This is a genomic window from Verticiella alkaliphila, assembly GCF_018904615.1.
Classification (GTDB): Bacteria; Pseudomonadota; Gammaproteobacteria; order Burkholderiales; family Burkholderiaceae_B; genus Verticiella; species Verticiella alkaliphila.
The window spans coordinates 28,571-42,967 of record NZ_JADCNH010000009.1 but is presented as its reverse complement, the minus strand read 5'-3'; the positions used below and the strand labels follow the sequence as shown (position 1 = coordinate 42,967).

Here is a 14,397-nt window from a genome sequence, read left to right as displayed (position 1 = left end):
AGGAGACGATCAGGACTTGGCGCCTTCGCTGCGGGCCAGGCGCATCAGCATGAGCTTGGACAGGGCGAGCACGACGGTCGTGATGAGGAACAGGATCAGGCCGAGGTTGATCAGCGCGGAGATCTGCATCCCGCTCGCCTCGTTGAACTCGTTGGCGAGCGAGGAGGCGATCGAGTTGCCCGGCGAGAAGAGCGAACCGTTCATGCGGTAGGCATTGCCGATCACGAAGGTGACGGCCATCGTCTCGCCCAGGGCGCGGCCTAGGCCGAGCATGATGCCGCCCACCACACCCGCACGGGTGAAGGGCAGCACGACCTTGCGCGAGACTTCCCAGGTGGTGGCGCCCAGGCCGTAGGCCGATTCCTTCAGGAGCGGCGGCACGAGTTCGAACACGTCGCGCATCACGGCGGTGATGAACGGGATCACCATGATGGCGAGGATGATGCCGGCGGTGAAGATGCCGATGCCGAAGGGCGGACCCTGGAACATCAGACCCAGGCCGGGGATCGCGCCCAGCGTGTCGATCATGAAGGGTTGCAGCGTGCGCTGAAAGAGCGGCACGAAGACGAACAGGCCCCACATGCCGTAGATGATCGAGGGAATGGCCGCCAGCATCTCGATGGCGGTGCCGAGCGGGCGACGCAGCCAGCGCGGCGAGAGTTCGGTCAGAAAGAGCGCGATGCCGAAGGAGACCGGCACGGCGATGAGCAGCGCGATCGCCGAGGTGAGCAGCGTGCCGTAGATCGGCACGAGCGCGCCGTACTGGTCGTTGACCGGATCCCATTCCGCCGACCAGAGAAAGCCGAAGCCGAATTCGGCCAGGCTGTCGCGGCTGCCCCAGACGAGCGAGGCCAGGATGGCCGCGAGCAGGGCGAAGACGAGAAAGGCGAAGAGCCGCGTGACGTTCTTGAACGCGGCATCCATCAGAAAATTGCGGTTGTGCTTCATCGGGTCCAATTGGGGAAGCTTCGCGGATTCGGTAACCGGTCGCGAACGCGCGGACATAGTATCAAGGACTGCACTCATCTTGCCGATTCTCCCCGTTGGCAAACACAAGGGATGGGCCCCGTTCGAGGCGCCATCCCCTGACTACTTCCCAGCCTCGTGAACCAGGATTACTGCTGCCACACGGCCTTGCCGTCGGCGCTCTTGACGTCGGTCTTCCACTGGGCGGCGATCGCTTGCGTCACTTCGGCGGGCAGCGCGACGTAGTCGAGTGCGCGGGCCGAGTCGGTGCCCTTGGCGAAGGCCCAGTTGAAGAAGTCGAAGACTTCCTTCGTCTTGGCGGGGTTGTCGGCGGTCTTGTGCACCAGGATGAACGTGGCGCTGGTCACCGGCCAGGATTGCGCACCCGGCTGGTTGGTCAGGACCACGCCCATGCCCGGGGCGCTCTTCCAGTCGGCGCCAGCGGCGGCGGCTGCGAAGCTTTCGTACTCAGGTTGCACGAACTGGCCGGCGGCATTCTGCAGGGCAGTGTGCGCGAGGCCGTTCTGCTTGGCGTAGGCGTATTCCACGTAGCCGATCGAGTTGGCGAGCTGCTTGACGTAGTTGGCCACGCCTTCGTTGCCCTTGCCGCCCTGACCGACCGGCCACTTCACGGCCTTGCCTTCGCCCACGGTGCTCTTCCAGTCGGCCGAGACCTTGGACAGGTAGTTCGTCCAGCCGAAGGTCGTGCCCGAACCATCCGAACGGTGCACGACGACGATGTCGGCGTCGGGCAGCTTCACGTCCGGGTTGGCGGCGACCAGGGCGGGATCGTTCCACTTCTTGATCTTGCCCAGGTAGATGTTGGCGAGCAGGTCACCCGTGAGCTTCAACTGGCCCGGGGCCACGCCGGCCAGGTTGACCACGGCCACGGTGCCGCCGATCACGGCGGGGAATTGCATCAGACCGTTCTTGTCGAGGTCTTCGCCCGGCATCGGATCGTCGGTCGCGCCGAAGTCCACGGTCTTGGCGATGATCTGCTTGACGCCGCCGCCCGAGCCGATCGACTGGTAGTTCACGGTGTTGCCGGTCTCGGCGCGATAGTCAGCCGCCCAGCGCGCGTAGATCGGGTAGGGGAAGGAGGCACGGCGCCGGTGATGTCGGCATGAGCGACCATGGTGGCCGAACCGAGGGCCAGCGCGAGGGTGACTTGGCGGAAGACGCTTTTGAACATGAAGGATTCCTGTGTGGTCCCGGGGATGGCAGGTCGATTCCTGCCTGGCGCGAGCAGAATATCGAGAGGCGATGACCGGGACATGACAGGGACGTGACAGAAATATGACAACGCGCCCGGCTGAGGGGGCGCGACTGTCATCAAGGCCAGAGGGTGCGCCCGTCCGCCGTGCGCAGCTGCTGCGCCCAGCGGTCACGGACCAGGTCGGTGACGGTGTCGGGCAGGGCGACGTAATGCATGTCGTCCGCGGCCTGATCGCCGTTCTTAAAGGCCCAATCGAAGAAGCGCAGCGCGGAGCGGGTGCTCTCGGGGCGGCGGCTCACTTCGGGCACCAGGATGAAGGTGGCGGCCGCGAGCGGCCAGGAAGCCTCGCCCGGCTGGTTCGTCAACATGACGCCCATGCCTGGCGTACCGGCCCAGTCGGCACTGGCGGCCGCGGCCGCGAACGAGGCAGGCGTGGGGCTCACGAAGGCACCGGCCTGGTTCTGCAGTTGAATGTAGGTGAGGTTGTTCTCACGGGCGTAGCCGTATTCGACGTAGCCGATCGTGTGACGCAACTGGCGCACGTAGTTGGCCACGCCCTCGTTGCCCTTGCCACCCTGGCCGGCGGGCCACTTCACGGCCTTGCCGACGCCGACCGTCTCCTGCCAGGCAGGAGACACCTGGGCGAGATAGTGCGTCCAGCCATAGGTGGTGCCCGAGCCGTCGGAGCGGTGCACGACAAGGATGTCCGCATCGGGCAGCTTCAGATCCGGATTGCGCGCGACCAGCACCGGGTCGTTCCAGCGGCGGATCTTGCCGAGAAAGATGTCGGCGAGTTCGCTGCCGGTGAGCTTGAGCTCACCGGCGCTCACGCCGGGAATATTCACCACCGGCACGGTGCCGCCCATGACGGCCGGAAACTGCACCAGGCCCCGCGCCTTCAATTCCTCGGCGGACAGGGGGGCATCGGTGGCGCCGAAGTCCACGGTGGGCTTGCTGATCTGGGCGATCCCGCCGCCCGAACCGATGGACTGGTAATTGACCGCCTCGCCCGTCTGGGCGAGGTAGGTCGAGGCCCATTGCGCATAGAGCGGAAACGGAAACGAGGCACCGGCACCCGTGATGTCCGTGGCGCCCACGGGCGCAGCGAGAGCGAGGGCCAAGGCCCATCCCGTCATCCAATGTGTTCCGCGTCGTTTGCGCATAGGCCTCCCCGGTCTGGCATGCAAGAAAGGCCATCTACCGGGATAGGGTAGCGGCCTCGACAGCCGCGCAGCATAGCCCGATTTGATGACAGTTTCATGACACGACCGCCAAGGCCTCATGTCACCACACGCCGAAGAACACCCCGGCCGCCTTGGCGGTGTTGGTCTTGGCCGCCACGGTGGCGTCATCCAGCGTGGTGCGCGGCTTCAACTGGCTGAACCAGTCCAGCAGATGGCCGCGCATCGTGGTGCGAATGGCGTCGTGGCCGGCGTCCGTGCCCAGGTCGTCGAACTCGTCCGGATCTTTCTCCAGATCGAAGAGCTGCGGCGGCAACCCCTGCCAGTGCACGTACTTCCAGCGCGCGGTGCGCACCATCCAGGCACGGCATTCGCCCGGCTGGCGGCCCAGCACGAGCCTGGCCTGGCGAAACGCATAATCCAGCTCGGAGACGACCGCGGTGCGCCAGTCGTCGGAGGCCGCGCCGCGAGTGGCCGCGAGCAGGGAGCGTCCTTCGACGCGATGGGCATGGGCCGATAGGCCCAGCGCCGCCAGCACGGTGGGCACGACGTCCACGCCACTCACCAGGCGCTCGTCCACCGTCCCGCGCGTCGTGTCCGCGTCGCGGCTCGGATCGACCACGATCAGCGGCACGCGCTGAACGGTGTCGTAGAAGAGCTCCTTCTCGCCCAGCCAGTGATCGCCCAGGAAGTCGCCGTGATCGGCGGTGAAGACGACGAGCGTGTCCTGCCAGCGTCCGGTGCGCTCTAGCGTTTCCCACAGCCGCCCGAGATGATCGTCGATCTGTTCGATGAGACCCTGATACGCGGGCCGCACGTGCCGGGCGACGTCCTCGCGCATGAAATTCGCGCATTCTTCCTGCGTGCGATAGGCCGCGACCGCCGGATGGGGGTGGTCGAGTTCGCGCGCGTGCCGGTGTAGCGGCAGACACTGGTCCTGCGTGTAGCGCTGGTGATAGGGCGCCGGCGCAGATACGGCCAGTGGGGCTTGACGAGCGACAGGTGCAGCACCCACGGATCGTCGCCCGCGCGGCCGATGAAGTCGATCGCCTGCTGGGTGGTGTAAGCCGTCTCCGAATGTGGCTCGGCCACGCGGGCAGGCAGGTGCACGTTGCGCATGTGCCAGCCCGAGACGATCTGGCCATCCGGCGTCTGCGCGCTGATGACGTAGTCGGACCACGGGTCGGCACTGTCGTAGCCCTGCGCGCGCAGATAGTTTGCGTAGGCGCTGTGCGGCTCGGCATGGTGGCCGTCGTGGCGGTCGAGCTCCGCAAAGTAGCCGGCGCGAAGGCGCGCGGCGATCGGCTCGCCGATCCCGAGCCGGGCGATGTTGGCGTTGTCCGGCATCATGTGCGTTTTGCCGGCCAGGGTCAGCGCGAGACCGGCGTCGCTCAGGTACTCGCCCAGCGTCATCTCGCCCACGCCCAGGGGCACGCGGTTCCAGGTGGCGCCGTGGCTCGCGGCGTAGCGCCCCGTGTAGTAGCTCATCCGCGACGGGCCGCAGACGCCACTGGTCACGAAGGCCTGGGAAAAGCGCACGCCGCGCCGGGCAAGCGCGTCGATGTTGGGCGTGCGCAGGTAGGGGTGATCCGTGCAGCCCAGGTGATCATGGCGCAGCTGGTCGCACATGATGAAGAGGACGTTCCTGGCGGTCATCGTCGTCTGCCTCAGTCGACCTTCAGGCCGATCTTCTGCACGATCGCGCGCCAGCGCTGGGTATCGGCGGCCAGGCGCTCGGCGGCTTCACTGCGCGAGGAGCCCACGGCCGCCATGTCCAGATTCGTCAGGCGCTGCTGGCTTGCGTCAGTGGCGATCGCCTGGACGGCCGCCTGCTGCAGGCGCTCCAGGATCTCGGGCGGCGTGCCGGCAGGAGCCATCAACACCTGGAAGAATGTGGCGTCCATGCCCGTCACGCCGGCTTCGGCCGCCGTCGGCACCTCCGGGGCCATCGCCGAGCGCTGGGCGGACGACACGGCCAGCGCCTTCAGCCGGCCGGACTGCACGTGGGGCAGCAGTTGCGGCGTCGTGAGAAAGCCGCAGTCCACCTGGCCGCCCACCACGTCCGTGATGGCGGGGCCGGGGCCGCGATAGGGGATGTGCGTCATCGTAATGCCCGTCTCGGCGAGGAGCATCTCGGCCGCGAGGTGGCCTGGCACGCCCGCGCCGCCGGAGGCATACGTGAGGTTGGTGCCCTTGGCCTTCTCGCGCAGATCAGCCACGGTGGCGATGCCCAGCGCGCTGTTGCACACGAGCATCTGCGTGAAGCTCGCGAGCACGGTCACGGGCACCAGATCCTTACGGGCGTCGAAGGCGAGGTTGCTGTAGACCTCGGGATTGACGGTGATGACGGTGTCCGAGGTCACGAGAAACGTATGGCCGTCCGGCTTGGCACCCGCCACCTGCCCGGCGGCGAGGTTCAGCCCTGCGCCCGGCTTGTTCTCCACGACGAGCGGTTGGCCGAGCTGCTCGCCGATCTGGTCGGCGAGCGAGCGGGCCACAATGTCGGAAGGTGCACCGGGGGGCGAGCCGACCAGCAGGCGGATGGGTTGCTCGGGCCAGGCGGCCTGGGCGGAGAAGGCGGCACAGAGCAGCGCAGTGGCGAGCGAAGGACGCAGGACGGGCATGAGGTGTCTCCGACGAGTGGGCGGGTCGGGTCCCGCCGCATAGGGAAACCCGCACGCTAGCAAAGCGGTCGATAATTGACCAAGTCAACGAATCGACGGGCCGAGCCAGGCTCGCACGGAGAGACAGGCATGAGCGGCGCCCCACGGCTCCCGCAGGAACGCGCAGCGGATATCCCCTCTGCCGACGAGGCGCCGCAGGCGTCGCGCCGGCCCGGGGGCGCGCGCGGCATGTCTGCCCGCGACGATGCGGCACCGAGCGGCTTTCGGCAGCCCGCGCGTCTGGACGAGTATCTGATCTTTCACCTGCACGCGAGCACGCGGGCCGCGACGGCGGGCATCGACGTCCATCTGCGGCGCACGGTCGGGATCAGTCGGCGTGATTGGCGCGTGCTGGCGTTTCTGGCCGAGTCGCCGCAAGGGCAGGGCCTTACCGCACTGGCCGCGAGTGCGGGTCTCGACAAGGTCGTGGCCAGCCGCCTGGTGGCCTCGCTCGTCGATCGCGGGCTCGTTGCACGCACGCGCGACGTTCAGGACGGGCGCGCCGTGGTGCTGCGCCTGACGACACGCGGCGAGGACCGCCATGCCGCGGCCCGTGTGGCTACCACGCGCTACAACACCCGGCTCGCCGCGTGTCTCAGCGCCGAGGAGGCCGAGATGCTCGAGGCCGTCCTGCCGCGGCTTGCCGAACGGGCACGGCAGTTCTGGCGAGCGGAGCGCACCGAGCCTTCCGGCGCGCCGGAAGGTTGGCCGGACCCGTTGCACATGGCGTGGCGACCGAGCGGGTCCGAGGACGACTGAGGAACGCGCCTGCGCGATCGTCCGGGCTCGGGCGTCGCGGTGCGTCTTCGTTTCGCGCGAGTGCTTGCGGAGTGCCTCGGCACACGGTATCCTCCTTCGCTTCGGCTTTTCACGATCCGTGAATAGCCAACTTCGCAACGGCCTTGGCCCACCCGCCAAACGCCCTTCGCGCCGCAAGTCGAACACTATGCCTGGCTCTCGTGCCACAAGCGCGGCAGCGGGCTTTCATTCAATGTCCGGTGTCCGTTCCGATAGGACGTGTACTGGGACGTCGGGGCGTTCGGGCCGAGTGGTTCTGTGAACCATGAAGCGCCAAGCGTGCCGTCGAGTCCAGCTGCAAGTCCGGTTCGTCCCTTGTGAAAGGGCGATGCTCGGGGCGTCACACATCGGTTTGAAGGGAACATCATGGAACTCAATGGCGCCGAAATCCTCGTGCGCTGCCTGGCCGATGAAGGCGTGGAACACGTCTTTGGCTACCCTGGCGGCGCCGTGCTGTACATCTACGACGAAATCTACAAGCAGGATCGCTTCCAGCACATCCTGGTTCGTCATGAGCAAGCTGCTGTCCATGCAGCCGATGCCTACTCCCGCTCCTCGCAAAAGACCGGCGTCTGCCTGGTGACCAGTGGTCCCGGGGCGACGAATGCCGTCACGGGGATCGCGACCGCGTACATGGACTCCATTCCGATGGTCATCATCAGCGGCCAGGTGCCGACGGCGGTGATCGGCGAGGATGCCTTCCAGGAATGCGACACCATCGGCATCACGCGCCCCTGCGTGAAGCACAACTTCCTGGTCAAGGACGTCAAGGATCTGGCCGAGACCGTGCGCCGCGCGTTCTACATCGCGCGCACGGGCCGCCCGGGTCCGGTGCTGGTGGACGTGCCCAAGGACATCACCATCGCGCGCTGCAAGTACACGCCCGCCACCGCCCCGGTGACGATGCGCTCGTACGCGCCGGTGACCAAGGGACACCAGGGTCAGATCAAGAAGGCCGTGCAGCTGCTCAAGAGCGCCGAACGCCCGATGATCTACACGGGTGGCGGGGTCATCCTCGCCAATGCCTCGGACGAGCTCAACACGCTGGTCCGCCGCCTTGGTGCGCCCGTCACCAATACGCTGATGGGCCTGGGCGCCTACCCGGCCAACGATCGCCTCTTCGTGGGCATGCCCGGCATGCACGGCACCTACGAAGCCAACATGGCCATGCAGCACTGCGACGTGCTGATCGCCATCGGTGCGCGCTTCGACGATCGCGTGATCGGCAATCCCAAGCACTTCGCGCAGAACGCGCGCAAGATCATCCATATCGACATCGATCCTTCCTCGATCTCCAAGCGGGTCAAGGTGGACGTGCCGATCGTGGGCGACGTGCGCGACGTGCTGCAGGATCTCATCGCCCAGCTCGATGCGGCCGGCGGCACGGATCACGCCGCGATCGCCCCCTGGTGGGAGCAGGTCGAGGCCTGGCGTGCGCGCGACTGCATGAAGTTCGCGCTGTCCGACGAGCTCATCAAGCCGCAGAAGGTCGTGCAGACGCTGTGGGAAGTCACCGGTGGCGACGCTTTCGTGACCTCCGACGTGGGCCAGCACCAGATGTGGGCCGCGCAGTACTACGGCTTCAACAAGCCGCGCCGCTGGATCAACTCCGGTGGCCTGGGCACGATGGGCGTGGGCCTGCCCTACGCCATGGGTGTGCAGATGGCGAACCCGGATTCGGACGTGGCCGTGATCACGGGCGAGGGTTCGATCCAGATGAACATCCAGGAGCTCTCCACCTGCTTCCAGTATCACCTGTCGCCCAAGGTGCTGTGCCTGAACAATCGGTATCTCGGCATGGTGCGTCAGTGGCAGCAGATCGATTACGGTTCGCGCTATTCCGAGTCGTACATGGATGCGCTGCCGGATTTCGTGAAGCTCGTCGAAGCCTATGGTCACGTCGGCCTGCGCATCGAGCGCCCGGCGGACGTGGAGCCGGCGATCCGTGAAGCCTTCGGCAAGTACAAGAAGCGTCTGGTCTTCCTGGACTTCATCACCGATCAATCCGAGAACGTCTGGCCGATGGTCAAGGCGGGCAAGGGCCTGACCGAGATGATGCTCGGTTCCGAAGATCTGTGAGGAGGCACGCATGAGACACGTCATTTCCGTGCTTCTGGAGAACGAACCGGGCGCGCTCTCGCGCGTGGTCGGCCTCTTCTCGGCACGCGGCTACAACATCGAAACCCTGACGGTGGCGCCCACCGAGGACGCGACGCTCTCGCGCATGACCATCGCCACGCACGGCTCGGACGACGTGATCGAGCAGATCACCAAGCACCTGAACCGGCTGGTCGAAGTCGTGAAGGTCGTCGACCTGACCGAAGGCCCGCACCTGGAACGTGAGCTGATGCTCATCAAGGTGCGCGCGGTCGGCAAGGAGCGCGAAGAGATGAAACGCATGGCGGATATCTTCCGCGGGCGGATCATCGACGTGACGGACAAGAGCTACACGGTCGAACTCACGGGCGACCAGAGCAAGCTCGACGCCTTCATCGACGCGCTGGACCGCACGGCGGTGCTCGAGACGGTACGCACCGGCAGCTGCGGCGTCGGTCGCGGCGAGCGCATCCTCAAGGCCTGACGCCTACTCAACCCCCAATAAACGCAGCACCAGGGCAGGGCAGCCTGAGCGCGCCCGCCCACCCCAAGAAAAACTGGAGAAATGTCATGAAGGTGTTCTACGACAAGGATTGCGATCTGTCGCTCATCAAGGGCAAGACGGTTGCCATCATCGGCTATGGCTCGCAAGGCCATGCCCACGCCCAGAACCTGAACGATTCGGGCGTGAAGGTCGTGGTTGGCCTGCGCAAGGGTGGCGCGTCCTGGAACAAGGCCGCCAACGCCGGTCTGCAAGTGGCCGAAGTGGCCGACGCCGTCAAGCAAGCCGACGTCGTCATGATCCTGTTGCCCGACGAGAACATCGCCGAGGTCTACAACAACCAGGTCGCCGCCAACATCAAGCCGGGCGCTGCGCTCGCCTTCGCGCACGGCTTCAACGTGCACTACGGCCAGGTCGTGCCGCGTGACGACATCGACGTCATCATGGTTGCCCCCAAGGCTCCGGGCCACACCGTGCGTGGCACCTACAGCCAGGGTGGCGGCGTGCCCCACCTCGTGGCCGTGTACCAGGACAAGTCCGGCGCTGCCCGTGACATCGCCCTGTCGTACGCCAGCGCCAACGGCGGCGGCCGTGCCGGCATCATCGAAACGAACTTCCGCGAAGAAACGGAAACCGACCTGTTCGGCGAACAGGCCGTGCTCTGCGGCGGTGCCGTCGAACTCATCAAGGCCGGCTTCGAAACCCTGGTGGAAGCGGGCTACGCGCCGGAAATGGCCTACTTCGAGTGCCTGCATGAGTTGAAGCTCATCGTGGACCTGATCTACGAAGGCGGCATCGCCAACATGAACTACTCGATCTCGAACAACGCCGAGTACGGTGAGTACGTCACCGGCCCGCGTATCGTGACCGAAGAGACCAAGAACGCGATGCGTGCGGTCCTGAAGGACATCCAGACCGGCGAATACGCCAAGAGCTTCATTCTGGAGAACAAGGCCGGTGCCCCGACGCTGCAATCGCGTCGCCGCCTGAACGCCGAGCACCAGATCGAAGTCGTCGGCGGCCAACTGCGCCCGATGATGCCCTGGATCGCCAAGAACAAGCTGGTCGACCAGAGCAAGAACTGATGTCGGTGCCGCCCGCGAGGGCGGCAGCAGGCTCAGACACGACAAAGGCCCCATCCGTGAGGATGGGGCCTTTGTCGTTGTTGACGCGATGGGCGGGCTCTGTGGAAGCCAGAGCCGTGCACCGGCGCGAAGCGGTGCGCCTAGGCTGCGGCGTGGCCCTCAGGGTGCCGCGCGAAAGCCCGAGGCTTTCACCACCGGCGCCCATTGCGCCCGGTATTCATCCAGCAGCTTCTGGCTCTCCTTGGCATCGGCCGCAATGGGCTCCATGCGGGTGTCGCGGATGATCTGCGCGAAGGCCGGGTCCTGGGCGATCTTCTTGATCGCAGCGCCGTAGCGCTCGACGTCTGCCGCGGGCATGGCCGCCGGGGCAAAGATGCCGTTCCACGCCGTGGCCACCACGTCGATGCCCGCTTCCTTGAAGGTGGGCACCTCAGGCAAGGTGGCCTCGCGCTGCTCGCCGGATACGGCCAGGATGCGCAGCTTGCCGCCGGCGTGCTGGGGCTCGAGGGCGTCGAAGGTGTCCAGACCATACTTGAGGTGGCCGCCGATGAGCTCGGTCACGAGCGGCCCCGAGCCGCGGTAACCCACCACTTCGGGGTTCTCGCCGAGCGCCTTGCCGAGCATGAGCCCGAAGAAGTGCGGCAGGCTGCCCGTGGCCGGCACGCCCAGGTTGAACTGGCCAGGGTTGGCGGCGAGCGTCTGGCGCAGGCCAGCGACATCCTTGACCGGCGAATCAGCCGGGACAGCAAAGCCGAAGCGATAGCCGGCCACCAGCGCCACCGTCTGGAAGTCCTTGGCGGCGTCGTAGCCCACGTCGTCATAGACGAGGGGCGCCACCACCATCACGGCCGGGTTGCCCAGCATCAGCACGTTGTCCTTGGCCGAGGCGCGCGCCACGTACTGCGCGGCGATCCGCCCGCCCGCCCCCGTGCGGTTCTCGATCACGACGGGTACACCGAGCTCCTTGCCCAGGCGCTCGCTCACGAGCCGCGCGACGCGGTCCGAGCTGCCGCCGGGCGGGTAGCCGACGATGAGGTTCAGCGGCGTCTGCGCCGAAGCTGCCGAGATGGCAGCGAGCGACAGGGTGAGGGCCAGCACAGGGGTCCAGGGCTTCATGGCGAAGGTTCCGGCAAGAGGGCGCAGACAGCGCGCGGATTGAGAGACTGGTAGACAAGTGGACGCTCGATGCCCAAGGCAGTGCGAGCGCGGTTCGAGTGTCAGGCAGGCGTATCGGGTTGGGATTGCAGCGTCGCCTTGATGGTCTGGTGACGGCGCTCCATTTCCTCACGCAACTCGCGGCGCAGCTTGGCCGCCTCGAAGCGGTGGCGCTCCTCGGCCGTGCGTGGCTGCAGCGGCGGCACCGTGACCGGCTTGCCATCGTCGTCCACGGCGACCATGGTGAAGTAGCAGCTGTTGGTATGGCGTTCGAGCTTTTGCCGGATGTCTTCCGTGACCACCTTGATGCCGATCTCCATCGAGGTGCGGCCGGTATAGTTGACCGCGGCATAGAACGTGACCAGTTCGCCCACGTGGATCGGCTGGCGAAACACCACCTGGTCCACCGACAAGGTGACCACGTACGCGCCGGCGTAGCGGCTGGCGCACGCGTAGGCGACCTGGTCGAGGTACTTGAGGATGGTGCCCCCGTGGACATTGCCGGCGAAATTCGCCATGTCCGGGGTCATCAGGATGGTCATCGAGGTCTGGTGGCTGGACTCGTTCATGGCGTGCGACAAGAGGCGTGGGCGAATGCTACGACGATTCCGGGCGAAGGCTCATCACCCGGCGTTCAATGCTTATATCAGGCCGGCGTCGCTCAGCTCACGCTTCACGTAGGCGTAGTAGATCGGCGCGGCAACGAGACCTGCGATACCAAAGGCCGCCTCCATCACCAGCATGGCCGCGAGCAGTTCCCAGGCGCGTGCATGGATGCGCGAGCCAACGATGCGGGCATTGAGGAAGTATTCGAGCTTATGGATGATGACGAGAAAGGCGAGGGCGGCGAACGCCACGCCGATCGACACGGACAGGCCGACCAGGACGATGGCGGTATTGGAAATGAGGTTGCCGATGACCGGCAGCAGCCCGGCGACGAACGTCACCAGGATGAGCGTCTTCACGAGCGGCACATGAACCCCGAAGGCGGGCAGGACGACGAGCAGAAAGAGCGCGGTGAACGCGGTGTTGAGCGCGGAAATGCGCACCTGCGCGAATACGATCTGCCGAAAGGCGCCCGCGAGCAGCGATGCGCGTTGCGTGAGCGTGCGCGCGAGCGGGCGCAGGCTGTCCGGGGCTCGCTGCGCCTCGAAGGCGACCAACCCGCCCAGCACCATGCCGATGATCACGTGCACCACGGCGCTCACGGCGGTCTTGCCGGCGATCTGGAGCTCGCCCAGGTGCTCGCTGATCCAGGCGGCCACGCTGGACTGCATCTGGGCCACGTCGCGTGGCAGGTACTGACGCAGGATGTCCGGCAACTGCGTGTGCGCATGCTCGATCACCATCTGCACCTTGAGCTCCAGATGCGGCAGGTGCTGACCGGCCCGGGTGAGCCAGGTGATGCTGGCGAGCACGAGCGGCGTAACGAGCCCGATGACGGCAGCCACGAGCAGCGCCAGCGCCACGGCATGGCCGCGTCCCGAGAAGCGGCCGGCCAGGTGCGGCGCGAGCAGGTGGATGAGCTGGTGCACCAGCAGCCCCGATAGTAGGGCCAGCAGCAGGTGGTACTCCAGGACGAACCAAAGGCCCAGGGCGGCGGCGGCCCAGCCGATGATGAGCAGCGTGGGCAGACGCGAAGGGACGACAGGCGGCAGGGCGGCGGGGGGCGTCACGGGAAGCTCGGGCTCGTCAGGGGGCGATACGACGCGGGCTGGCTGTCGGCGCCGGCAGCCTCCGTCGGTGGGCTCGTCAAGGCCGCGTGGGGATCCCGGCCATGGCGCGGGCCGCACGGCGGCGGGGTCGTCTGCCGCACAGGCCGATGGCATCAGACGCTGCCGTTGTCGTCGCTGTCGTGGCTGTAGTACTTCTCGCCGATGCGGATCGCCTCGCGCCCGGTCTGGCGGCGCCAGCGGTTGGTGTCGCGCAGCGAATAGATGCAGCCGCAGTATTCCTGCTGGTAGAACGATTCGTCCTTGCTGATCTCGATCATGCGCGCGCTGCCGCCACCCTTGCGCCAATTGTGCGTCCAGTACGTCATGCCTGGGTAGCGCGCCGCTGCGCGCTCGCCACAGCCATTGATCTGCTGCATGTTCTTCCAGCGCGAAATCCCGAGCGAGCTCGTGATGACGTCAAAGCCATGCTCGTGGGCATGCAGCGCGGTGCGCTCGAAGCGCATGTCGAAGCACACCGTGCAGCGTTCGCCGCGCTCGGGCGCATTCTCCAGGCCTTTGACGCGCTCGAACCAGGGCTCGGTATCGTAGTCCGCGTCGATGAATTCGATGCCGTGCTTTTGCGCGAAGCGGATGTTCTCGTCCTTGCGGATGAGGTATTCGCGCTCGGGATGAATGTTCGGGTTGTAGAAATAGATCGCGTAATCGATGCCCGAGGCGAGCAGGGCTTCCATGGGCTCGCCGGAACAGGGCGCGCAGCACGAATGCAGCAGCAGCCGTCCGCCTTCGCCAGGGAGCTTGAGAGGTTGGCGTTGTGTGGTGGTCATGGCCGGGCTCAGCGGCCGCGCAGGGCGCGTTCGATCTTCTGATCCGTCTTGTACTGACTCAGCGAATACACGGACCAGATCGCGGCAGGAATCCAGCCGATCAGGGTGATTTGCAGAATCAGGCAGATGATGCCGGCGAACGGACGCCCGATGGTGAAGAACTGCAGCCAGGGCAGGAAGATGGCGAGAATGAGGCGCATGGCGAAAACTCAAGAAAATGGCCCGCGCTTGCCC

Annotated in this window: 12 protein-coding genes and 2 pseudogenes; 4 read left to right on the top strand and 10 right to left on the bottom strand. The window is 66.2% G+C overall.

The features are described from left to right. Positions 1–9 precede the first annotated feature (9 nt). From pstC to IMZ29_RS08520, 5 genes and pseudogenes are all read right to left on the bottom strand, one after another. Positions 10–1,026 (bottom strand): phosphate ABC transporter permease subunit PstC, encoded by a 1,017-nt coding sequence (pstC, locus tag IMZ29_RS08540; RefSeq protein WP_371820178.1) that lies wholly within the window; start codon positions 1,024–1,026, stop codon positions 10–12. A gap of 89 nt (positions 1,027–1,115) precedes the next feature. Then, a pseudogene (pstS, locus tag IMZ29_RS08535) lies at positions 1,116–2,158 on the bottom strand (phosphate ABC transporter substrate-binding protein PstS). Positions 2,159–2,298: 140 nt separating this feature from the next. Next, positions 2,299–3,345 (bottom strand): phosphate ABC transporter substrate-binding protein PstS, encoded by a 1,047-nt coding sequence (pstS, locus tag IMZ29_RS08530; RefSeq protein WP_216182792.1) that lies wholly within the window; start codon positions 3,343–3,345, stop codon positions 2,299–2,301. Between the two features lie 121 nt (positions 3,346–3,466). Then, a pseudogene (locus IMZ29_RS08525) lies at positions 3,467–5,019 on the bottom strand (sulfatase-like hydrolase/transferase). A gap of 11 nt (positions 5,020–5,030) precedes the next feature. Then, positions 5,031–5,987, bottom strand: a complete 957-nt coding sequence (locus IMZ29_RS08520; protein ID WP_216182790.1) for a Bug family tripartite tricarboxylate transporter substrate binding protein — start codon at positions 5,985–5,987, stop codon at positions 5,031–5,033. 129 nt (positions 5,988–6,116) lie between these two features. Between IMZ29_RS08520 and IMZ29_RS08515 the strand changes: the two genes are divergently transcribed. From IMZ29_RS08515 to ilvC, 4 genes are all read left to right on the top strand, one after another. Then, a complete protein-coding gene (locus IMZ29_RS08515) occupies positions 6,117–6,785 on the top strand; it encodes a MarR family winged helix-turn-helix transcriptional regulator (RefSeq protein WP_216182788.1) in 669 nt (222 codons plus the stop codon). 405 nt (positions 6,786–7,190) lie between these two features. After that, the gene (locus IMZ29_RS08510; RefSeq protein ID WP_216182786.1) at positions 7,191–8,903 is read left to right on the top strand and encodes an acetolactate synthase 3 catalytic subunit; all 1,713 of its coding nucleotides are present in this window, start codon (positions 7,191–7,193) and stop codon (positions 8,901–8,903) included. 10 nt (positions 8,904–8,913) lie between these two features. Next, positions 8,914–9,405 carry an acetolactate synthase small subunit gene (gene ilvN / locus IMZ29_RS08505; RefSeq protein ID WP_216182784.1) on the top strand — a complete coding sequence of 164 codons (492 nt, stop codon included), beginning with the start codon at positions 8,914–8,916 and terminating at the stop codon, positions 9,403–9,405. 86 nt (positions 9,406–9,491) lie between these two features. Further along, positions 9,492–10,508 (top strand): ketol-acid reductoisomerase, encoded by a 1,017-nt coding sequence (gene ilvC, locus IMZ29_RS08500; RefSeq protein WP_216182782.1) that lies wholly within the window; start codon positions 9,492–9,494, stop codon positions 10,506–10,508. Between the two features lie 159 nt (positions 10,509–10,667). Here ilvC and IMZ29_RS08495 read toward each other — a convergent pair whose 3' ends face one another. The 5 genes from IMZ29_RS08495 to IMZ29_RS08475 form a co-directional block, all read right to left on the bottom strand. Continuing rightward, positions 10,668–11,624 carry a tripartite tricarboxylate transporter substrate-binding protein gene (locus IMZ29_RS08495; protein WP_216182780.1) on the bottom strand — a complete coding sequence of 319 codons (957 nt, stop codon included), beginning with the start codon at positions 11,622–11,624 and terminating at the stop codon, positions 10,668–10,670. A gap of 101 nt (positions 11,625–11,725) precedes the next feature. Then, positions 11,726–12,232, bottom strand: coding sequence for an acyl-CoA thioesterase (locus IMZ29_RS08490; RefSeq protein ID WP_216182778.1), 507 nt, complete (start codon positions 12,230–12,232; stop codon positions 11,726–11,728). A gap of 72 nt (positions 12,233–12,304) precedes the next feature. After that, complete coding sequence (locus IMZ29_RS08485) at positions 12,305–13,339, bottom strand: AI-2E family transporter (RefSeq protein WP_371820177.1); 1,035 nt, start codon at positions 13,337–13,339, stop codon at positions 12,305–12,307. 152 nt (positions 13,340–13,491) lie between these two features. Next, complete coding sequence (locus tag IMZ29_RS08480) at positions 13,492–14,163, bottom strand: epoxyqueuosine reductase QueH (RefSeq protein WP_216182776.1); 672 nt, start codon at positions 14,161–14,163, stop codon at positions 13,492–13,494. 8 nt (positions 14,164–14,171) lie between these two features. Beyond that, on the bottom strand, positions 14,172–14,363 hold the full coding sequence (locus IMZ29_RS08475) for a YqaE/Pmp3 family membrane protein (RefSeq protein WP_216182774.1): 192 nt from the start codon (positions 14,361–14,363) through the stop codon (positions 14,172–14,174). Positions 14,364–14,397 lie beyond the last annotated feature (34 nt).

Bases quoted from the DNA above. Each gene is read 5' to 3' on its own strand.
- IMZ29_RS08480 (WP_216182776.1), bottom strand. From the start codon at position 14,163: ATGACCACCACACAACGCCAACCTCTCAAGCTCCCTGGCGAAGGCGGA.
- IMZ29_RS08510 (WP_216182786.1), top strand. From the start codon at position 7,191: ATGGAACTCAATGGCGCCGAAATCCTCGTGCGCTGCCTGGCCGATGAA.
- pstS (WP_216182792.1), bottom strand. From the start codon at position 3,345: ATGCGCAAACGACGCGGAACACATTGGATGACGGGATGGGCCTTGGCC.
- IMZ29_RS08475 (WP_216182774.1), bottom strand. From the start codon at position 14,363: ATGCGCCTCATTCTCGCCATCTTCCTGCCCTGGCTGCAGTTCTTCACC.
- IMZ29_RS08490 (WP_216182778.1), bottom strand. From the start codon at position 12,232: ATGAACGAGTCCAGCCACCAGACCTCGATGACCATCCTGATGACCCCG.
- IMZ29_RS08495 (WP_216182780.1), bottom strand. From the start codon at position 11,624: ATGAAGCCCTGGACCCCTGTGCTGGCCCTCACCCTGTCGCTCGCTGCC.
- ilvN (WP_216182784.1), top strand. From the start codon at position 8,914: ATGAGACACGTCATTTCCGTGCTTCTGGAGAACGAACCGGGCGCGCTC.
- IMZ29_RS08515 (WP_216182788.1), top strand. From the start codon at position 6,117: ATGAGCGGCGCCCCACGGCTCCCGCAGGAACGCGCAGCGGATATCCCC.
- pstC (WP_371820178.1), bottom strand. From the start codon at position 1,026: ATGAGTGCAGTCCTTGATACTATGTCCGCGCGTTCGCGACCGGTTACC.
- IMZ29_RS08520 (WP_216182790.1), bottom strand. From the start codon at position 5,987: ATGCCCGTCCTGCGTCCTTCGCTCGCCACTGCGCTGCTCTGTGCCGCC.
- ilvC (WP_216182782.1), top strand. From the start codon at position 9,492: ATGAAGGTGTTCTACGACAAGGATTGCGATCTGTCGCTCATCAAGGGC.